General features: G+C 61.8%; 19 protein-coding genes and 3 pseudogenes. 17 read left to right on the plus strand and 5 right to left on the minus strand.

Features of this window, described 5'->3' with window-relative positions:
• Positions 1-34: 34 nt before the first annotated feature.
• The 3 genes from nhaA to NF876_RS14130 all read right to left on the minus strand — a co-directional run bounded on the left by nhaA (position 35) and on the right by NF876_RS14130 (position 3,939).
• A complete protein-coding gene (gene nhaA / locus NF876_RS14120) occupies positions 35-1,903 on the minus strand; it encodes a Na+/H+ antiporter NhaA (RefSeq protein ID WP_262269429.1) in 1,869 nt (622 codons plus the stop codon).
• A 106-nt stretch (positions 1,904-2,009) separates the two neighbouring features.
• Positions 2,010-3,002: an ATP-binding protein gene (locus NF876_RS14125; protein ID WP_262269430.1), complete on the minus strand. Its 993-nt coding sequence runs from the start codon at positions 3,000-3,002 to the stop codon at positions 2,010-2,012.
• A gap of 814 nt (positions 3,003-3,816) precedes the next feature.
• Positions 3,817-3,939, minus strand: coding sequence for a hypothetical protein (locus NF876_RS14130; protein WP_262269431.1), 123 nt, complete (start codon positions 3,937-3,939; stop codon positions 3,817-3,819).
• Between the two features lie 140 nt (positions 3,940-4,079).
• On the opposite strand from NF876_RS14130, the gene NF876_RS14135 reads away from it, so the two are divergent.
• Together NF876_RS14135 and NF876_RS14140 are read left to right on the plus strand one after the other, a co-directional pair.
• Positions 4,080-4,991: a site-2 protease family protein gene (locus NF876_RS14135; RefSeq protein ID WP_262269432.1), complete on the plus strand. Its 912-nt coding sequence runs from the start codon at positions 4,080-4,082 to the stop codon at positions 4,989-4,991.
• Positions 4,992-4,994: 3 nt separating this feature from the next.
• On the plus strand, positions 4,995-5,192 hold the full coding sequence (locus NF876_RS14140; RefSeq protein ID WP_315975038.1) for a CBS domain-containing protein: 198 nt from the start codon (positions 4,995-4,997) through the stop codon (positions 5,190-5,192).
• Positions 5,193-5,332: 140 nt separating this feature from the next.
• Here NF876_RS14140 and NF876_RS14145 read toward each other — a convergent pair whose 3' ends face one another.
• Positions 5,333-5,968, minus strand: coding sequence for a cytochrome P460 family protein (locus NF876_RS14145; protein ID WP_262269434.1), 636 nt, complete (start codon positions 5,966-5,968; stop codon positions 5,333-5,335).
• Between the two features lie 265 nt (positions 5,969-6,233).
• Here NF876_RS14145 and NF876_RS14150 point away from each other — a divergent pair, with 265 nt between their 5' ends.
• The 11 genes and pseudogenes from NF876_RS14150 to NF876_RS14200 all read left to right on the plus strand — a co-directional run bounded on the left by NF876_RS14150 (position 6,234) and on the right by NF876_RS14200 (position 15,433).
• Positions 6,234-6,593 (plus strand): DUF1003 domain-containing protein, encoded by a 360-nt coding sequence (locus tag NF876_RS14150; RefSeq protein ID WP_262269435.1) that lies wholly within the window; start codon positions 6,234-6,236, stop codon positions 6,591-6,593.
• 219 nt (positions 6,594-6,812) lie between these two features.
• A pseudogene (locus NF876_RS14155) lies at positions 6,813-7,122 on the plus strand (glutathione S-transferase N-terminal domain-containing protein); the annotation flags it as partial.
• 276 nt (positions 7,123-7,398) lie between these two features.
• A complete protein-coding gene (locus NF876_RS14160; protein WP_262269436.1) occupies positions 7,399-8,712 on the plus strand; it encodes an adenylate/guanylate cyclase domain-containing protein in 1,314 nt (437 codons plus the stop codon).
• A 1,010-nt stretch (positions 8,713-9,722) separates the two neighbouring features.
• Complete coding sequence (locus NF876_RS14165) at positions 9,723-10,607, plus strand: LysR family transcriptional regulator (RefSeq protein WP_262269437.1); 885 nt, start codon at positions 9,723-9,725, stop codon at positions 10,605-10,607.
• A gap of 68 nt (positions 10,608-10,675) precedes the next feature.
• Positions 10,676-11,498: pseudogene (locus tag NF876_RS14170) on the plus strand (IS5 family transposase).
• A 160-nt stretch (positions 11,499-11,658) separates the two neighbouring features.
• Complete coding sequence (locus NF876_RS14175) at positions 11,659-12,177, plus strand: DUF1003 domain-containing protein (protein WP_262269438.1); 519 nt, start codon at positions 11,659-11,661, stop codon at positions 12,175-12,177.
• Between the two features lie 160 nt (positions 12,178-12,337).
• On the plus strand, positions 12,338-12,943 hold the full coding sequence (locus NF876_RS14180; RefSeq protein ID WP_262269439.1) for a sulfite oxidase-like oxidoreductase: 606 nt from the start codon (positions 12,338-12,340) through the stop codon (positions 12,941-12,943).
• Complete coding sequence (locus NF876_RS14185) at positions 12,936-13,682, plus strand: ferredoxin reductase (RefSeq protein WP_262269440.1); 747 nt, start codon at positions 12,936-12,938, stop codon at positions 13,680-13,682. Before NF876_RS14180 ends, NF876_RS14185 begins: the two co-directional genes overlap by 8 nt.
• Before the next feature lie 105 nt (positions 13,683-13,787).
• Positions 13,788-13,970, plus strand: a complete 183-nt coding sequence (locus tag NF876_RS14190; protein WP_262269441.1) for a hypothetical protein — start codon at positions 13,788-13,790, stop codon at positions 13,968-13,970.
• A gap of 15 nt (positions 13,971-13,985) precedes the next feature.
• Positions 13,986-14,672 carry an antibiotic biosynthesis monooxygenase family protein gene (locus NF876_RS14195; RefSeq protein WP_262269442.1) on the plus strand — a complete coding sequence of 229 codons (687 nt, stop codon included), beginning with the start codon at positions 13,986-13,988 and terminating at the stop codon, positions 14,670-14,672.
• A 266-nt stretch (positions 14,673-14,938) separates the two neighbouring features.
• The gene (locus NF876_RS14200) at positions 14,939-15,433 is read left to right on the plus strand and encodes an OsmC family protein (protein ID WP_262269443.1); all 495 of its coding nucleotides are present in this window, start codon (positions 14,939-14,941) and stop codon (positions 15,431-15,433) included.
• A 414-nt stretch (positions 15,434-15,847) separates the two neighbouring features.
• Here NF876_RS14200 and NF876_RS14205 read toward each other — a convergent pair whose 3' ends face one another.
• Positions 15,848-16,306 carry a carboxymuconolactone decarboxylase family protein gene (locus NF876_RS14205; RefSeq protein ID WP_262269484.1) on the minus strand — a complete coding sequence of 153 codons (459 nt, stop codon included), beginning with the start codon at positions 16,304-16,306 and terminating at the stop codon, positions 15,848-15,850.
• Positions 16,307-16,508: 202 nt separating this feature from the next.
• Here NF876_RS14205 and NF876_RS14210 point away from each other — a divergent pair.
• The 4 genes and pseudogenes from NF876_RS14210 to NF876_RS14225 all read left to right on the plus strand — a co-directional run bounded on the left by NF876_RS14210 (position 16,509) and on the right by NF876_RS14225 (position 20,096).
• Positions 16,509-17,447, plus strand: a pseudogene (locus NF876_RS14210) (LysR family transcriptional regulator).
• Positions 17,448-17,583: 136 nt separating this feature from the next.
• Positions 17,584-18,237: a peroxiredoxin-like family protein gene (locus tag NF876_RS14215; protein ID WP_262269444.1), complete on the plus strand. Its 654-nt coding sequence runs from the start codon at positions 17,584-17,586 to the stop codon at positions 18,235-18,237.
• Between the two features lie 174 nt (positions 18,238-18,411).
• Positions 18,412-19,347, plus strand: coding sequence for a LysR family transcriptional regulator (locus NF876_RS14220; protein ID WP_262269445.1), 936 nt, complete (start codon positions 18,412-18,414; stop codon positions 19,345-19,347).
• The gene (locus NF876_RS14225; RefSeq protein ID WP_262269446.1) at positions 19,344-20,096 is read left to right on the plus strand and encodes a peroxiredoxin-like family protein; all 753 of its coding nucleotides are present in this window, start codon (positions 19,344-19,346) and stop codon (positions 20,094-20,096) included. The genes NF876_RS14220 and NF876_RS14225 overlap by 4 nt, the downstream gene beginning before the upstream one ends.
• Positions 20,097-20,537: the final 441 nt, after the last annotated feature.

The following is a 20,537-nucleotide window of genomic DNA, read 5'->3' on the forward strand; positions in this document are numbered from 1 at the left end:
CTCCTGTTCGCGAGCCCCCATAAACCTTGGCGGGCTATGATTGTTGCGTGCTGGCGCTCTGCGCCGCCTCTACGGTAAGCTCTCGGTTCCAAGCTCCCCAGAGCAGAGCAGTCCCGACAATGGCCGAAAGCATCGACGCGGCGAGCACGGCGATCTTGGCGGCCGAGAAGTCAAGCGCGCTTGGAAACGCCTGCCCGGCGATAAAGAGCGACATCGTGAAACCGATTCCAGCGAGGGCTCCAGCCCCAGCTAACTGCCGCCACGTGTACTCTACCGGCTTAGCGGCTATGCCCGTACGCACGGCCCCGGCGGCCGCGAGGAAGATGCCGAGCGGCTTTCCGATGGCTAGGCTAGCGACGATCGCCGCGATGAGCCAACCACGTCCGGCGAGGACCTCCGGATTGATCGCCACACCCGCATTTGCAAGCGCGAAGATCGGGAGGACCACGTAACTGGACCGCGCGCCGGCGTGCCGAAGCAGCCGGTCGGCGGGCGACTCAAGTCTGTCGTAGATTGCATCGAGTGCGCGCAGCGCCGGTGCGGAGGGGCCATGCCTGAGAACCTCGCCCTCGTGTCGGGCCTCCGAGGCAATGATGGTGCTCGCCTGCGCCATCAGGGCGGCCAGATCGGCTGGTGGGCGCGTCGGAATGAACAGCGCTAGGACCACGCCGGCCAGCGTCGCGTGGAGGCCGCTCGCGTAGACGAATGCCCACAGCGCAACGCCCAGCAGGATGTAGGGTGAGAGAAGATAGATTCTCGACCGGCTGAGCAACGCGAGCGCGACGACCACGATGCCGGCCGTGACCAAGTAGCCTGAGTTGATATCGCCGGAGTAGAACACGGCGACGACGACGATTGCACCGATGTCGTCGACGATAGCGGCCGCGGCGAGAAAGATGCGCAGCTCAACCGGGACGCGTGCACCCATTACGGCGATCAAGGCAATCGCAAAGGCAGTGTCGGTCGCCATCGGAACGCCCCACCCGTGCGACCACGGCCCCGCAGGGATGAAGAGCGCAAACAGAAGCGCCGGGACGGCCATGCCACCGAGTGCGGCCGCAATCGGAAGTGCGGCGGAGCGGCGGCTTGCGAGGTGGCCGACTGTCATCTCGCGCTTCACTTCTAATCCCACGACGAGGAAGAACACAGTGAGCAGGCCGTCGTTGACCCAATGGATGATGGACATCCGAAAGACCGCATTGCCCAAGTTCACGCCGAATTCCTGGTCCCAGAGCGCCTCGAATACCAGCCCGAGTGGCGAATTTGTCAAGACGATCGCCGTTATGGTCGCGAGGACCAGCAAAATGCCGGCGGACGGGCCCCAGCTCACGAAGTCCAAGGCTGCCGTACGGACGCGGTGGCCGAGCGTGCCAAGCATCGCGTCAACGAAAGAGCTCTCATCCCAAGGGCCATCGTAGCGCCGGCGGTTGATATAGAAAGTCGGCGTGAATGTCACGCCGCTTGCGCGTGAGCTTGCGACGTCGGCCTCCACCTTCGCCCTCGCACGCCGCACGGCGTCGCTGTCATCGAGCGTGAGGTCGGCGTCCACGCCGAGGTCGGCGGCCACCGCGGCGAGGTCGTCCTCTGTGAGCTGCGTTGACCGCGTCATCAGCTTGATGTGCGCGGACCAGAACGCCTCTGGCGTCTGAGCAAGCTCCGCGAGCTCTGCGGCTCGGAACGATAGACTGTTGTCGGAGAGCGGCCTGTGTCGGAAGGCGTAGCAGACGCGGTCGCCAAGTTGGTCGCGTGCTTGCGCGATGCGCTCGTTGGCAGCCCTACAGTGCGCGCAGGCGTAGCTGCCGTACTCGACGAGGGTGATCTCGGCATTGGCGGGCCCGAGCACATGGTCTGTCTCGTGGTCGACCGGACGGTCGAGGCGGCCAGGCGGGATCATAAGCTGCATCGCTGAAGCAATCTCCAGATGTTCGCGCTGGCTACGACGCCGGCGTAGCCAGCGCCGTGTTGATAATATTGTATATGCCGTCCTCGGGTGATGGCGTGCGCGGGATCTACGTGCCGACGATGCTGATGGGAAGTCCGGTCGCTTGCACGCGTGGCAGGAAAAGACGCACCAGCGTCCCGATACCTCGCACGCTTTCTATACAGACCGCGCCGTCTCGTCCTTCGGCGAAGCGCTGGACCTGGGGGAGCCCGAGGCCGGTGCCGCTGCCCGCGGGTTTTGTCGTGAAGTACGGGTCGAGGGCCTGCGAGAGGACCTCCTCGGGCATACCCTCCCCGTGGTCGGCGACAACAATCTCGACGAGCCCCCGAGTCACCCCAGAGGAGGCTTCGACGTTCCGGGCTGCGACGGTGATTACGCCGCCGCCGGGCATAGCATCGGCCGAGTTTCGGCAGAGATTCAGCAAAGCAAAGTACAGTTCTTCGGGGTCGGCATTGAAAGTCCACAAGTCAGTGGCGATCTCGGTGCGGACCGTGATGTCTGAACGCAGCGTCCGGTCAAGCGTTCCCGCTATCGCCACGAGGCGATTGCCAGCAACAACCCCGTCAATCGGCTTGGGCTGCGGTCGCGCCTCATCGAGGAGTTGCCGAATGAGCAACGCGCCTCTCGTTATCGCCTCCTGCATTTTGCCGATGATGGCCTTTTGGCGCCCGGCATCGCTCTGGCACTCGAGCAGCCGCAGTCCACTGCCGATCACAGTGAGAAGATTGTTGATGTCGTGGACGGCGAATTGTGCCATGTCCGCTATCGCCCTTATTCTCTCTCGTTCGCCTGAGGCGACCGCGCCGTCCCCGTCGGACGGCAGATCGTTGTGATACATTACCCCACAGACCCCGCCGTCGGACCCGACGACCGGGATCTCCACGCACCTGGACGCGATGAATCCACTATCACCGTTGCAGACGCCAGGCACTCTTGCGTTGCACGCGCGCTGCACTCCAAGCGCGACGCCGGCGCTGTCCACGAGCACGACGACATCCTCCAACAGCGGACCTTCGACAGACCCGGTTAATGAAAGGCCGATTGTCTCCTTGATCTGCATGTCGGGCCTCCTGGCTGCGATCGTTTAACAGAATGTCGACTTCGACCCGTATACGGCGGCGGGCGACGATGGATTGAACAGTGAGTCCATGTTGGTCGGAAGGGAAATCACCTCTCGCAATGGAGTTGATAGCCGGCCGTTATCGGTATGACCGAGGGCGTCTGCAGCCCTGCTCGAAGGTGTGTGCTGCGTCCCTCGGCGATGCTTTGCCGGAGACCACGCATGGGTCCCGAGAAGAGGTCCTCACGGGATTGCACAGCCCGGCATGCGGCATTACAGGTGGTTATCGAGATCATAGCTTTACCAACCGGGCCGACGGCGATACGGCTAGTGTCGCGAGCGCGATCGTGAGTCCGAAGCAACGGCGTAGACCCCGCCGCAATCAGAATTGCGAGTAAAGCCATGTCACAGATCATCGCAGGACAACCTGCCCCCGAACTCGCGGTCCCATGCTGGATTGATGTCGCCCGAAAGGGAGGCTCGTCTGTCTCTGAAGCGGCCCAGGGCACGGTACAGACTTCCAATCTTCTAGCATTGCTCCGGCGCCTGTCACTCGCGTGGATTTCCAGCTCTCCGGGCGTGGGCTCTCGATCTCAGTGCCAAGAACGTCGGGGCGGCCGCAGTCGAGACGGCATTTGATGGCGCCTACGTCAATTCAGGCGGCAAACTACCGTCGAACCAGCAGGGTTAACGCGTCCGGATCCCCTCGGCTGTGAGGCCGCTCGTCGCTCTGCGTTGATCCAACGATGATGGAGGGCCACTGCACCGGTTGCACACCTTGGATATTTGCCACTGACCCTGACGGAGTGGTCCTTCAGGATTGATCGCCATCGACGTCGATCGGTTTATCCGAGCGATCGCCGAAACGGGACGGACTGTCCGGCGCGGTGCGCGACGCGCGCACCTTCACCAACTTCGATGAGGGAATGGCTGCCACTTCCCGCCTGCGCGCTGTCCCTGCTCGTTGATTATTCGGCCACAAGAGATAGGTTGCTCGCGCCTCTTTGCGGTGACAGCCTACTCGCCGGGGACGCATCCTGTCCCCAAACGCAGAAGGAAGGATGGGGTGAGGCTCATGTGTCCTGGTCACTGAACGTCGGGAAAGTAGCAGGTACTGTCGTACGCCTGCATATCACGTTCGTGCTGTTTCTCGCGGGGATCTTTGTTTCGAACTATCTTTCGAGCGGCGTGACCGTAGCCTGGGACAGCCTACTCTTTATCGTTCTCTTGTTTGTATGCGTGCTGCTGCACGAGTTCGGGCACATTTTCACTGCGCGGGTTTTCGGCGTAATAACACCGTATGTGACGTTACTGCCGATTGGCGGCGTCGCGCAGCTCGAGCGTATTCCCGAGGAGCCGTGGGAGGAGTTCCTCATCGCGGTTGCAGGTCCTGCCGTGAACGTGGTCATCGCTGCCGTGCTGATTGTCTTCGGCGATGCGAGCCCGCACGCGAACGCCGCGATGGGCGTCGATGACATGCAGATCGCGATAGCGGACCGACTAGCCGCGCTGAACATTTTCCTTGCGCTCTTTAATCTGATTCCCGCCTTTCCGATGGACGGCGGCCGTGTGCTGCGTGCGGCGCTTGCAAGTCGGATAGGATTCGTGCGCGCGACCGAACGCGCAGCATCGATCGGCCAGCTTACGGCCTTCGTGTTCGGCTTTATCGGATTGTTTCATAATCCGATCCTCGTCTTTGTTGCCATTTTCGTTTATCTGGCCGCCGCGTCAGAAGCGCATTCAGTCGCGTTGCGCGCCGTCTCGCGAGGCGTACCGGTGAGCCAAGCGATGATAAGTAACTTCATTACGCTCCGGTCTGGCACCCATCTCGACGATGCTGTAAGGGTCCTTTTGCAAGCGTCGCAGGGGACGTTTCCAGTGGTCGACGCCAGTGAAAATCTCGTCGGCGTCGCCGATCGCGCCGACATCCTTCAGTCGGTCATGCGGGCGGGCCCCGGCGTACCTGCGGCTGAAGTGGTAACACTATAACAAATGCCCGTTGTTAGCTGTCGTGCCACCTTGGAACAAGCGCTGAGGCTGATGCAGCAGCCTTCCGCTGCAACCATCGGCGTTACGGACGAGACAGGCAAGTTGGTCGGTCTCGTCACAAGCGATAGGGTTGCGGAGATGATGATGATGATGCTGGCGGTGCTGCAGAAGGATCGTATCTGCAGCGCGTCGCCCGCGTGACGGAGGCGCCCAAGCGGCGTGCGGTAACCTCACGAGCGTCCGAGAGCCCAGCGTTCCATCTTCGAGGCGATCATGCTGGACGGGGATGCGGTCGGCGCCTGCGCAGGCAACAACCGCTCTCCGCGAGGGCGTCGCCGGACTTATCCACCGAATTTCTTCGCAATATTGTCCAGCATTGGATAAAATTGTGTCCAGACGTCGTCCTTTTTTGCGCTTGCCATGTGGCAATAGGCGCATTCACCCTTCGGGCGCACCGATGCTGTCATCGCTTTCGGCTCGTGATGGTTGAAGTTGTAATAGCCCCAGCCACCAGTCTCGGGATAGCGCTTAGAGTCTTTGACCGTTACATCCGCGCCGTTGAACGGCCCGGGAAAATAGCCTCGCCCGGAGGCCTCGGTGCGCGAGCCGTCGGGATTCTCTCCTTGCAGCGTTAGTTGCAGTTCCTTGAAGAAGATCGTTCCCTCTGGGAATTCTCCCGTCTTCTCATAGATCGCAAGCGAGCCCGGCTCGATGTATACATTGTGAAACTCAGGGAAGTTCGCCTTGCCGTCATTGAGCGCATTCGGCGTGAGCGGCGATCCTACGAACACCCAGTGGCGCCAGTTCTTCGGGAGAACCAGTTCTCCGTTCGCCGTGTATTCCGGCAGGTACCGGGCCTCGCTACTTTCCCCTGAAGCGATCGACTGCGCATCACCTGCGGACGAAAACAGGAACGAGCCGCTCGCCAGGCTAACACCCGCCAGCACGGAAAATATCACTGTCGACTTTCGGTTCATGGTGCCTCCCCACAGCTCGCTCATGTACGGATACACGACGCGTGCGCCCTTCTTCACAAGCGGCCGTGCCATGGAGTTTATGAAACTGCGTCGCTTCGGAGCTCCGAAATACGTGTCCGAGCGTCCAATACGTTCGTCCCGGCAACAACGGGCGGCGGCAAAACCACGGACATGCCGCAAGACCTCTGCTGGCCCGTCCTGACGCCAACCCTGCCCTGACCTCCTCCTCCCGGTTGGATCCCGGTACCGGCGCCGGCGGGCGCAAATGATTCATTCTCAGATTTTGAGAGACAATGTCTCACAAACGTCTATTTATCTTGAAATTCGGAAGGTGCTATCTTCCCTCGCTTGGGAGAGCATGGAGCGGCCGAGGAGACCGACAAATGCCGGGAAAGCCACACTTGAGACCGCAGTCGCCCTTTTCGGTTCAGACGAGCGCAGGGCTGCAGAGAATGACTACCGGATCAATGTGAAGGCGGAGCTCGAGATTGAGTTGCTTCATGAGAAGATTGACCAATCGCGTGAGCGCGAGGTCGTGAAGCTGACGGATGCCGTCAGGATGCTGACCGAGCTGCCGGAGCAGTCGGCGCCGGGTGCATGCGAGTCCGATGCGGAAGGCAGATGACCATCATAACCCGAGGCAATCGACTTCATGGCGTGACGTCATTTCCCATTCGCCGCGCGACATTCGATGCTTCTCCGGTACTCTGCTCATCCGGCGACAACAGCTTAGCGTATGGCGCGGGATGGCGCTCCCTTCACTCGCCAGCGGAGGAAATCCGCCATGGCGGAAGATTCGGCCATGTCCCGGCGCAGCTCGGTCCGCTGATCTAGGAGGAAGAAAGTGACCCTCGATCATCCGATTTTCACGCGCTGGCCGGCGCAGTACCCCGACCGGCTCCAGCTGTTTTCCCTGCCGACACCCAATGGGGTCAAGGTGAGCATCATGCTTGAGGAAACCGGCCTCGCCTATGAGGCGCACCGGATCGACATCACGGCGGACGAAAGCCATGACCCGGCCTTTCTCGCGCTCAACCCCGAACGGCAAGATCCCCGCACTCTACGACCCCGACGGACCGAGCGGCAGACCACTCGCGCTGTTCGAATCGGGTGCGATCCTCCTCTATCTTGCCGACGAGGCGGGACAGTTTATCTGGGGAGCACGAGGACGTGCGGAGCGGCTCGTGCCGCTGCCCGATTGAACGAGCTTTGTGTCAGAGCGAGGAGCGATTGGCGGCCATGGTTTGCCCATTTGCGGATCTCAGCCTGTCGATCGACCGCCCCGCGTAACCTCATGCTCCCCTGCGCGATGCATCCCAGCCGACTCTGGCAGGGGCTCTGAAGACATGATACGGCTCCTTGGAAGGTATTGGCTGGGTTCGCTTTCCCGGATCACACTGCCTCCGCGCCGCTCCGCGCTAAGCCGGTCGATGATCTTGGACACAGGCGACGATATCGCGGATCGACTGATTTACCAGGCTGAAATTCGCGCCGAGCAGGCCGTTGCCGTGCTTCGGCTCGTCGTCGCTGTCATGCTCCTGCTACTGATCATCACAAGCAGCACGATAGTCCCAATCCGGCTAGCGGATCCGGGCGGCCGCCCCCACGTGACCTCGATCATTGCCATTGTCGGGTTCACCGTCACGTCGGCAGCTGCGCTGGCCCTGATAACGTCTGGTCTCTATCGGCCATCGCTCGGCTGGCTATTCGCGCTGCTCGATCTCGGTGTGGCGGTCGCATCACTTGCGGAGGGCGTGCTCAGAAGCGAGCTTCCCGGGAACGACCTGTTCCTCGTCACATCCGCCTGGGCAGGCCCGCTCATTCTTGCCTTCAACGCGTTGCGCTATCGACCGTCGATCGTCGCGACCGCCTCGGTACTGTACATCGCCGCCGGGATGGCCATCGCGCTTTGGGCTGGCACAACGGTCTACACACCGCCGCCCCTGCCCGAGGCAGGGCGGCTTGCAGACCTCGAGCCCAACGTGGTCCGTCTCGGTTTCATCATCCTGGTCGGCCTCTGCCTGACCCTCGTCGTCTACCGAGGGCGACGCTTGCTGGTGCAGGCCCTTAAGGAACAACGCGAGCGGGTGATGCTGACACGCTTCCTGCCGGCGCAGATCGTCACAGAACTCACCCGCCCGTATTCGCGCCTGCGCCATGGCACTACCTCCGAGTGCTCAGTGCTCTTCATAGATCTGCGGAACTCAATGGGCATCACCGAGCGCATGCCCCCGGAGCGGGTCGGGGATTTCCTCACACAGTTCCGCCAGCGGATCACGCGACCGGTTGAGGAATATGGCGGGCTGATCGAGAAATTCGCTGGTGACGGCGCTCTCGTGGTCTTCGGGGCGCCCGAGGCAAGACCGGACGACGGCCAGCGCGCGCTCGCGTGCGCGAAGTGCTTGGTGCGGTCGATAAACGAGTGGAACCAATGCGGGGACGCAGCGTCTCCGCTATCTGTCGTTGTCGGCATCCATGCCGGGAGGTGCTTCAGCGGTGTGGTCGGCGACGAATCCCGGCTGGAATTCACAGTAGTCGGAGACGCGGTGAATGTTGCCGCACGGTTGGAAGCTCTCGCAAAGCAGCACGAGGAACCCCTGATTGCGTCGCGCGAAGCGCTAGAGTGCGCCGGCGAGATAGCGACAGGCGAATGGCATCCACTTGGCGCCATGCGGTTGCGGGGGCGTGAGGCCCTGGTTGAGATCTTCGCCTATCGTGGACCGGCAGAGTTGGGGCGGACGTAGAGCCGGCTTGCCGCAAACGGACACGGGAACGCCTAGTTCTGAAGGTAGCCAGGAGGATCAACGGCTTTGGGGTGATCCAGCCTTTGGTGGACGCCATGCTCGCCAAGGGCATCCTTCTGCATGTGCATTGCGATAGCTGGCCCGAGATGATCGCCAAGGCTCTGCGAGAGATCGACCGTACGCAAGTTGGATACCCTTAGCCCGAGCCATGCAATGGGTGCTGCTTCTGAGACAGCGCAGTACGCGGCGTGCCGGCGCAGCCAAAACGAGAGCACCATTCATCGCCTCACGTCCCCGGTAATCCTGCCCGGTTCCTTAGAAAGGAGTAACAGTAAGAGGATCGGCCGCCTTTGAGTCGTGTGAACAGCAAGTCACACGTTTGTATAGACTGAGCAAACGGTTGAACCATCAGCATCGACCTGTGTACAATGGAATGGTTTGTGCCTATTAGCGTAGCCTGAAAATGAAGTTAAAGAAGCTCAACAGTCACGTCGGTACAGTCGTAGTGCTCGAATTCCTTATTACTCTACGTTCGCGCGGTGAAGAAAGCTTTCAAGCCGAATCAACTGAATCCAGAGCGTATAGGCCGCCACGGCGCGGTTAGCTCCGGTAAAACGGATACGTAACTTGGTGAAAATGGTGATGAGGCCCGAACCAGTACCTGCACATCCACGACACCGCCGGGTTCTCTGCTTAGAAAGGGATGCGGAGGCCGCCAACCTGGACGCCGAAGCGCTTTTCAGGCTCGACTATATGTTTAAACGCTCTCCGGATACCTTCACACGTGCGTCCATCCGTGAGCGCAAGCCTGACCTCGTTCCTTGTGAGGTTCGGTTGTCCGGTATGCTTCATTCAGAACCCTTGCGGGAATTAGCGGAAGCGGACTCCCTCTATGCCACACTCTCATTGATAGCCTGGACGGGTCGTCATGACCCCGGCAACGACTTGGATCCCGATAGCCTTTACGGTGGCCCCGGTCTCCGTGTAGCTCGCCGTGACCGCAGCAAGTGATGAACGATCGGCTCTCAGCGCTCCGACTGTTTGTCCGCGCCGCGCGCGTCGGCAACTTCTCCAGTGCTGGCCGCGAACTCGGGCTGTCGCAGCCGTCTGCATCGCGGTTGATCGGCGCGCTCGAGCAGGAGGTCGGCGCGGCACTCTTTAGCCGCACCACGCGAGCTGTGACGCTGACTGACGCGGGCGCCACGTACCTGATGCGCGTTGAGGCGATCCTGGCGGCGCTTGACGAGGCCGACCACGAGGCGCGCGGAACGGGAGAGTTGCGCGGATCGCTCCGCGTCGGAACGCCGGTAAGTTTCGGGCTCAGGGAAGTCATCCCGCGGCTTCCCGCGTTTATGAAGCAGCACCCGGCGCTGAAGATCGACCTCCGGGTGACTGACCGCTACCCAGACCTCGTAACCGAGGGCCTTGACGTGTCGTTTCAGTTCGGCGCCCTTCCCGACTCGAGCGCGATCGTGCGCAAGCTCATTCACCAGGCGAGGATACTCACGGCCTCCCCAGACTACCTACGGGAGCGGGGCACGCCCACAATACCCTCCGACCTCGCACACCACTTTATGATCATCAGCCCAGCACATCCCTTGCCTACTTTCTCCTTCCGCAAGGACGGCCGCGTCACCTCCGTGCGCGTTGACAGTCAGCTCGCTATCACTGTCAACGAAGGCGCTACGGCAATTGCCGTGGCCGGGCTGGGGATCGCTGCGTCGAGCGAAAACAGTGCGCGGGCAGAGCTCGAAGCCGGGAAGCTCGTGCGGGTACTGCCTGACTGGGATTTCGGCTCGATGGAGGTGAATGCGGTCTTCGTCGGCGGAAAGACGATCAAGCCTGCCGCCCGCGCATTTACCGACTTCATTCTCAAGGAACTCCGTGATGCTTAGGACGGCGCTGACTAGGGCGTGTCTGCAAAGGGGTTCCATGAGGAGCTTGGAGTTCCCATTTATACAGTGTGACACGTTACGAGTTGACGGACCGGCAGTGGCAGCGTCTTGAGCCGCTTCTGCCGCCCGAGCGGCCGCCAACCGGGCGGCCCAACCACCATCACCGCACCATTTTGAACGGCATTTTGTGGGTTCTGCGCACCGGCGCGCCCTGGCGGGATCTGCCCGAGCGCTATGGCCCAGTCGGCACCGTCTCCAGCCGCTTCTATCGCTGGTGCCAGTCTGGCCTCTGGCAGCGCCTCCTTTCTGCTCTGCAGGCCGGGGCCGATGCCCGTGGTGAAATCGACTGGGATCTCCACTTTGTGGATGCCACCATTGTTCGGGCGCATCAGCACGCCGCCGGCGCTTGCCGGACCGGCGCTATCGGGGGGTGAGGCACCGGACGAAGCTCTGGGCCGCTCGCAGGGTGGGTTCTCGACCAAGCTGCACCTGCGCGTGGAAGGAGGCGGCAAGCCGATCATCGCGGTGCTGACAGGCGGCGAACGCCACGAGCAGATTGCCCTGGAGGGCCTGCTGGATGGCGGGGCCATCCGCCGATCAGGACGAGGCCGCCCGCGCTTGCGGCCGCGGCGGGTGGCCGGTGACAAGGGCTATTCCAGTCCAACCGCTCGGCGCCGGCTGCGCCAGCGCCGGATCTCACCGGTGATCCCGACGCGCAAGGATCAGCGCTCTCAGCCGACCTTTGATCGTGAGGCATATCGGGAGCGCAACAAAGTTGAGCGCCTGATCAACCGCCTCAAGCAGTTCCGGCGTATCGCCACACGCTACGAGAAGCGCGCCGCCACCTATCTCGCGATGGTCAACATCGGCATGATCATGCTCTGGCTATAGCCCTTTGCAGACACGCCCTAGGCCATCGCCGTATCAGCGCGGCATTCCCAGCGGTTATTGATACAATATCTTTACCCCTTCCCCGCTGAAACCTAACGCTAGCGCGATCGAGTGGAACGGGGCTGGCGGCGTGAAGACAGAGGCGGAACACGAGGACGGCATGGAACAAGCCGAACGAGACCTGCTCAGCGATCTCAGGCGAGCGCGCCACTCACTCCGTATTCAGGACATGGATGTGCCCCCAGCGGTTGCGCGCTTGACGCCGGGGCAAAGGATAGCGGACGCGGTCGCCACCGTTATGGGATCGTGGAGGTTCATTATCCTCCAGAGCGCGATCCTGTTTGTCTGGATAGCCGCCAATATGATGGGCGCGATCAGGGGTTGGGACCCGTACCCGTTCATTCTTCTCAATCTCGCGCTTTCGTTCCAGGCGGCCTACGCCGCGCCAGTCATCATGATGAGCCAGAACCGACAGCAGGACATCGATCGCAGAGCCGCGGAGAATGACTACCGGATCAATGTGAAGGCGGAGCTCGAGATTGAGTTGCTTCATGAGAAGATCGACCTACTGCGTGAGCGCGAAATCCTGAGGCTAACGGAGGCCGTCAGGATGCTGTCCGAGTTGCTCGAGCGATCGGCCTTAGGGGCGTCCAAGGCCGATGGGGAGAAAGGCGAATGATCGCCATAACCCGCAGCTATCGACTTGATGGCGTGAGGTCATTTCCCGTGCGCCGTGCCAAATTCTATGCTTCCCCGGTACCCTGCTCATCCGGCACACGACCGCTTAGCGTATTGTGCGGGATGGCGCTCCCTTCATCCGCCAACGGAGGAAATTCGCCATGGTCACTCGTGGTTTTACAGGCCGCCAATCCGGATCGGAACTATCGGACCGGATCCCCCCGGGACAGCACCTCGTCGACAACTTCCCGGTGCTTACGGCCGGTCCGACGCCGCGGATCGAGCCCGCCGATTGGACTTTCACGCTGAGGGTCGGACCTCGTCCGGTTAAGGTGTGGAATTGGTCAGAGTTCAATGCCCTCCCACGAACCAAGATGACGCGAGACATCCACTGCGTGACCGCGTGGTCGAAACTCAACACCGCATGGGAGGGAGTAGCCATCGACGACATTCTCGCTGACGCAGGGCTTGATGCGCCCACTCCGTTTGCGCTCGCACATTGCTACGACGGATACTCCACCAACATCCCGCTCACGGATCTCGCAACGGGGAAGGCGATGGTTGCGCTCAATTATGAAGGCCAGCCGCTGCCGCGCGATCACGGGGGGCCGGCGCGCCTACTTGTGCCGCATCTCTATTTCTGGAAATCGGCAAAGTGGGTGAACGGGCTTCAATTCACAGACCGCGATGAGCCTGGCTTCTGGGAGCTGCGCGGGTACCACATGTATGGCGATCCGTGGCGGGAGCAGCGCTACACAAATGACTGAAGCAACATCCGCGACCGGGGATTGGCAAAGCTGTACGATCATTGAGATCGCGGCGAGAACGCCGTCCATCAAGAGTTTTTTCCTGCAACTGACGGAACCGTTCGAGCACAAGGCAGGCCAACACGTCGACGTTCGGCTGACCGCTCCGGACGGCTACACCGCCGTGCGCAGCTATTCGATTGCGTCGGAGCCGAGTGGATCGCGGGTGATCGAGCTGGCGATTGAGCGCCTCGAGGGCGGTGAAGTATCGCCATTTTTTCACGACGTCGCCCAACCAGGCGACACGATAGAGCTTCGCGGGCCTCTCGGTGGGCACTTCCTCTGGCCGGGACCGATCGAGAAGTCGGTGCTCTTGATTGGTGCGGGCTCCGGCGTCGTGCCGCTGATGGCTATGATCCGGTACTGGAGGGCCAGCGCCGAGCGCGTACCCGTCGGGCTGCTGCTCTCCTCTAGGACCTGGGATGACGTGCTGTTCAGGGACGAACTCCTCAAGCTCGAGAGTTCGATGCCCGACTTCGCACTCGCCCTGGCGCTGACCCGCGAACCGGCGACGCGCGGCGGCGACTTTAGCAGGCGGATCGATGCAGCGATGGTCGCCAATGTCGCGGCGCGGCTGCCTGTCTCTCCAGGCGGTGTCTTCGTGTGCGGGTCGAATGCCTTCGTCGACGTTGCGGCGGACGCGGCGCTGGAATTAGGGCTGGAATCGAGGTTGATCAAGACCGAACGCTACGGCGCTTAAGGATCATCTCTGTAGTTTTGTGAGCGGATAGTTTCTCGAACGCCGGACTGCCCACTCGCGCAACGGAAGTTGCGGTCGCATTGGATGCAGGGAGACGTCGCACGCGTGGAAACCGGAGCTACGCTGCTGCTGCAAGGCGGACTCTGGATACCGATCGAGGAGTCCAGCGTCAGGAACGGGATCTACGCGCGGTCCTTCCCGAAAGACTCACGCGCTCGGATCTTCGTCAACGTGCCCGCGTGGCCGGAGCACTTCGACATAGAAATCGACGGCGCCGCAGCACTCTAGAAGAAGGATACAACGATGTTTTCGGTGATTTTCGAGGTCCTCCCCAATATAGGGAATTGGAATGACTATCTCGATAGCGCCAAGATGCTGCGCCCTGAATTGGAGCAGGAAGAAGGGTTTGTCGACAATGTCCGCTACAAGAGTCTGACCCGCGAGGGCTGGATCCTTTCGCTTTCGAACTGGCGGGACGAGAAGTCGCTCGTCCGGTGGCGCACCCGCGGGCAGCACCACGAATTCCAACAGAAGGGTCGCGACGAAATCATCGCTGACTACCACCTGCGCGTCAGCCAGATCACCGCCGACAGCCGGGTGCCTGCGGGATACGCGCTCACGGAGCAACGCCTTGACGAGGCGGAAGTTGGCGAGGGGACCGCAGTCACGCTCATCAACGCGCCACGCCCCGCGGAGTGGCGGCGGACCAGCAACCCGTACGAATGCGCTGAGTGGCTCGGCCTAAACCCGTGGGCCGCCGACATCACGTCTTGGGACATCTTCGATGCCGTACTAACGCCTGGCGACCTGATTCTCCTCATATCCTGGAAAGATGCCGCTGCAGTGCAGGCGTACGAGGACGTGTCGGCGCGGGATGACGATGCAAGGGTCCGGCAAGTGCGGATCGTACGTGATTACGGGAAATATGACCGTCGCGAGGCGCCTCAGTACTTCGCGGACGTCAAGGGCCGCGAGCCCCTCCACGGCTGATACTGCTCCGTCGGTAGGCGTTGACCAGCTGCGAGGTCGGGCGTGCATTCACCTAGGCGTGATCCGTGGAGGCGTCAGGGTCATCCTCGCGGGACAGCAGCGCCGACTTACGATAAGGGCCCGGCCGAAATGAGTACCCTAGTGAACAAGCAAGGCGCCGAGGCGTTGCGAAGGCTCCTGCAAAGGTACTGTGCAACTGATCGACTGCCGCGACCTGCTCTGACTGGCAAGCCAAGCGCCCTGTCAACATCTGAAAGGAAAGCACGATGACAAATTCGAACGAGGATGGCGCCCATTGGCCACAGGCCGAAGTGGCAGGCGATCTTGACGACGCTGGCACGCTCAACGGCCGGGCCGGCGCATCGGTGTTCTTGGTCGGCGGCCTTGATGGCAAGGGCGGCCGGGCGGGGGCGAATCCTTACGAGTTGCTGAGCGCTTCGCTTGCCGCATGCACGGCGATGACGATACGACTTCAGGCACGAAGGCGTAAGATCCCGCTTTCCCACGTTGCGGTCGCCGTGTCGTACCACCATGGCGGGCACGCCGGCCGCGACTTCTTTGAACGTTCGATCTCGCTTGAGGGAAGCCTTGGCGACGACGACCGCGCTCAGCTGATGCAGGCCGCGAACATGTGCCCCGTCGGGCGGACGCTCGGCTTCAGCGCCGATATCCGCACGAATGGTATTGTCAGCGTCGGGCTGGCGGCAAGCTATGACGACGACCTAAGCGAGCTTCCGATCCCATATATCGACCCCGACTAATGGGCCGCGAGGGAGTCGGCGAGCGCGACAGCGTTATTACGCTGGGTGTCGTGCGCACGGAAGAGCAGCGTGACTTTGACGGCCGATATAACCTCCATCATGTAGTGGACAATAGCGGGATTGGCACGGCGTTCCTCGAATTATCGCTTGTGAAACTCGGGCCAGCGGTTCGAATCATAATAGAATCACGTACTGGGCCTGCGCTCGGGGCAATGCTCTTTGGCCACAGATCGACGCTCGCGCACTCCGTGGCGAGCCCGCGGCCAAATATGGTCAACGGGCACCCTCGTACCGCCCGAAGCCTCGGGCGGGCTCATGTACGTGCTTGACACTACGCCGCGAGGGCCGTCGAGAAGTTGGATTCTCAAGTTCTCACCTCTCTATGCTCATCTCGTCAAAGGAGGGTATCTAGCGTTAGTTCACCTTTGCGGGCCTGATGTCAGGAAAATCGATTGGGGTCTGCACCGCATTGTTCATGAAGTTGGTCAACACGAACTGGGCAGTCAGCGCGATCGTCTCGACGATGTTCGCGTCTGTCCACCCCGTTTCCCTGATCGTCGCAAATTGGGCGTCGGAAACTTCGCCGTGCGTCTCCATGAGCGCTTTCGCGAAGGGGATCGCAGCTTGGCGTCTCGGATCGCTCGAGCAGCCTTCCCTGTCGCGCGCGATTTCGTCCGGCGAGATTTTGGCCATGTTGCCTGCGACGAAGCTGTGCGCGGCCAAGCAGTAGTTGCAAGCGGCCGCCTCCGACGCCGCCAGTGCGATTCCTTCTCTCGTCATGACGTCGAGCGTCTTCGCGAGCGATCCCCTCAGGCTGTCCCAGCCACCCGGGACATTTGGGCTGATGGACCTGAGGCGATGGAGGTTCGACACCAAGCGGAGTATCTTGTTGACGTTGTCGAGGATTGCCTGGGACTCGGCGGGCGCGTCATCGCGCCCCGGGATGGCGATACGTGGGATTTTCCTCTCCGTTGAACTCTGGCCAGCTTGGCCCTCACCGCGTTGACATAGCCCCTTTCAAGCGGCGGGATGAGTCGGTAATCATGAGAAATGGCCTCTCGGAATGTGAGAGAAAATGGACAGGCTGGAAGCAATGTCGATTTTGGTAGCCGCCGCCGAAGCCGGCAGTTTCTCTGCGGCTGGCCGGCAGCTCGGCATTCCGCTACCAACCATCAGCCGGAAGGTCGCTGACTTGGAGGCCCATCTTAATACCCAATTGCTCGTCCGCTCGACGCGGAAACTGTCGCTGACCGAGGCGGGGCTCGCATACGTGGCGGCCTGCAAGCATATCCTGGAGCAGGTCGACGAGGCGGAATCGCAGGCCTCCGGGGAGTAGACCGTCCCGCGGGGGACGCTGGCGATAACAGCGCCGATCGTCTTCGGACGCCTCCACGTCGTACCGGCTGCGAACTAATTCCTGGCGCGCTTCCCCGAGATCAGTGTTTACCCGACGCTCTCCGACCACACGATTAATATTGTCGATGAGCACATCGATCTAGCCGTCCGCGTAGGCGCTGTGCACGACAGCACGCTCGTCGCAACGAGGGTAGGCGAGATCAGACGCGTGGTGTGCGGCAGCCCCGACTACATCGCTGTCCACGGCGTCCCAAAAATGCCGGGCAACCTGGCCGATCACATGTGCGTGACATTCCCAGCCCTGGCGTCGGAGATGACATGGATCTTCAACCCGCGCGGCAAAGCGACCAAGAGCGTGCGCCCCTACTGTCGGCTGAAGATCAACACGGCCGAGGCCGCGATCGACGCAGCGATCGCAGGCGTCGGCGTGACGAACGTGCTCTCCTACCAAGTCACGCGGGCTGTGGCTGCGGGGAAGCTCAGGCTCGTCCTGGAGAACTACGAACCTGACCCGATCCCGGTGCACTTGGTGCACGCGGGACAGGCCATCCTGCCCCTCAAACTCCGGCGCTTTATGGAGTTCGCCGCGTATCGATTGCGCAAGTCGCTGGCGGCCACCTGGCCAAGCTGTCCGCGCCAAAGAGCAGCGCAGAAATGAAAAAGTAGCTACTCGCTCGCAGACGAGCACTTATGCAGAACAAAAATAATTCAAACTCTCGCGGCAAGATTACCTGAACCGAACTAGACGAGCGACTATTCTAACGGCAGACTGAACCGCCCAGAACGAGCCGAAAATGTTACTCCAAGACAAACTGGACGCCGTTAAAGCCGATTGTATCGCTAACACCTCGCCAAAAGTGACGCTGGTTCGACAACGGGCGGTGGAGGCGCTTGTCGCATCCGGATTGGGCGAGCGGGCTACGCAGGCCGGGGAGCAAGCCCCGGCCTTTCGGCTGTGCGACGGCTACGGCCGGGCGTTCTCGTCGCGCGAGGCGCTGCGTCGCGGCCCGATCGTGGTCGTGTTCTACAGGGGGATATGGTGCCCCTACTGCAACCTAGACCTCCGCGCGATTGAGTTGGTCTCCCGCGACATACGAAACCTCGGCGCTTCGCTGGTCGCCGTCTCGCAGCAGACGCCTGACAACAGCCTGGAGACGCAGAGGCGCAATGAGCTTTCATTCGCGAGCCTGGTCGACGCGGGAGGCAAAGTCGCGCACGCTTTCGGCCTGCGCTGGAAGGTCTCCGACGAATTGCGTGCCGTCGAGGAGGACTGCGGCATGGACCTGGCGGCTTTCACCAGCGATCCGAGCTGGACGTTGACGATGCCAGCCCGATACGTCGTGGCGCGCGACGGGATGATCGAGTACGCAGACATCAGCGTCGACTACACGCGGCGCGGCGAACCGTCCGAACTGATCTCGGTCCTCGCCCACCTCGCCGCGCACTAGCCTGCCCTCACAGGGTCCAGAAGGCGTGTCCGCGCGTCCAAACCAATAAAGCGGGCCATTCCAACGTGTGCCTGCAAATGGCATCCATGTTCCATGATCACGGCGTGCCGCGTCACGCCGACGGTTGCAGAGGCTCGTCATTATCGACAGCCGCAACTTGACGGAGAACAGCACATGGAGCTTCATCAAGTCCGCTACTTCCTCGCCCTCGCGTCCACGCTTAACTTTACCCGCGCAGCCGAGCAGTGCAATGTTACACAACCCGCCCTGACCAAGGGCGTGCAGAAGCTCGAGCACGAACTCGGCGGCCAATTGATCTACCGTGAGCGCCAGTTGACGCAGCTTACCGACCTTGGGAAGGAAGTCCTCCCAATGTTGGAACGCACATTGGCCTCGGCAGAGGCGGTGCGTCGCAGGGCTCAGGAGTTTCAACGGAAGGAGGTTGCGCCACTTAAGATCGGCCTCGCCCCCTCCATCTCGGCGTCGCTCGTCCTCGATCCGATCGCGGAGATTGCAAGGGTCGTGCCCGGACTTCACGTCGAGCTGCGCGAGGGTGCAGCGGAGAAACTCGTCGACCTCTTGCTTGAGGGGGAGATCAACGCCGCAATGGTCGGGGACATGCAGGACATGCCGGCCCGCATCGACGACTGGTCACTGTTCGAGGAGCGCTACGTCGCGGTTCTCGCGCCGACACACCAGTTGGCAAACCGTCCCTCGATCGGCATTGCCGACCTCCGTGGGGCCGTCTTGCTGGAACGCGCTGGATGCGACGTCGCCCCAAAGATTCAGCAGTCGTATTTCCCTGAGGAGCCGCCCCACCTTGGCCATTGCAGCGGGCATGACTTGCACCTGCAGTACATGGCGGCGGCTGGCTTCGGCGTAATACTCGCGCCCGAGCACATGCCGCGCCTTCCGACGCTCAAGGCCATTCCGATCGAAGGCGAACCGGTTTCGCGGGAGGTACGGTTGCTGGCTGTGCAGGGGCGCCGCTATTCACCGGCGCTGGACGCTTTCGTCAAGATCGCGCGGCTTCGCGACTGGTCGATCGAAGTCCTGCGTCGGAGCCTGCCGCAGGCAACGCTCCCGGAGGTGGCAAGCGCACCCGCATGATCACGACACGCACGCCAGCGGCCAACCGCTTCCCGCCAATCCATCCGCAGCCCCACGCCACACCGATGCCAAATCAGACCGACAAGACACTCGCCCAGCTTCGCTCCGAGTTGTTAGCGACCTTCAGTGCCGCGGACTGGGAGTCATATAACCACCTCGTAGGTTGGCTCCGCGACAAGGACGTAGCACCGCACGCGTTGAAGGCCGGAGACGTCGCGCCGGACTTCCTCCTGCCGGACGCTGACGGCCGTCTCCACTCCTCTGAGCAGTTGCGCCGCGATGGCCCCCTCGTCCTGAGTTTTTTCCGAGGCGGTTGGTGTCCGTTCTGCGTCGCCGAGCTGTGCGCCCTCCAGGCCGCGAAGGACGACTTCGAGAGCGTCGGCGCGACCCTTGCAGTTGTAACGCCCGAGACGCGGGACTTCCCGCGGCAGCTCAAGCAACGCTTGGGCTTGAACCTGAAGGTGCTGTCCGACGTCGACTACGGTGTTGCCGTATCGTACGGCGTGCTGTTCCGGGTGCCCGACGAGACCATAGCGCACTATTCGGGGCTAGGTTTCGACTTCGGCGCCCGCCACGGCTCACCGATTTCGATGCTGCCCATTCCCGCGACGTATGTGATCGACGTACATGGCCGGATCCGTAGCGCGTTCGTCGAGCCGGATTTCACGATACGGGAGGATCCGGAGCAAATCTTGGCCACGCTACGCCAGGTCGCCGCCACGCCCTCGCCGGAAGAACCTACCATCTAGCGCCAAGACCTCGTAGGCGCGGGTGGTAGGGGGCGCGTGGGCGTGAGGAGGGTCGGGTTGGGAGGCTCCTAGATTGTATCCTGCGAGATCTCATCAGCGGCTCACCCCGCGGGAGGCGGCCTGCGACGGGTGCGGACCACGTCCGCACCCGGTCCATCGACAGTCCCGTTGTCAACCTCGCGCTTCGAAACGTGCAGCCAGAATTGCGTGTTGGTTCGAGGCTGCTCGGAGGGCCGAGGATGCATATCTGCCGACCCTTGCCAGCCGGAGTCTTGTCCGCGGGAAGGTCGGTGACACGTTCGGTTAGCGGCGGATGTTCATTCTCAGCCTCAAGGGTTTCGCTGCTGCGTCGACCGCCTACGGGCTCGCGCTGGCGACGGGACGCTTTTGGTCTGACGCCGCGTACTGGGTGGCGCCGGGGCTTTCCTCATCCTAGCGGAC

It is taken from the genome of Microvirga yunnanensis (genome assembly GCF_025460875.1).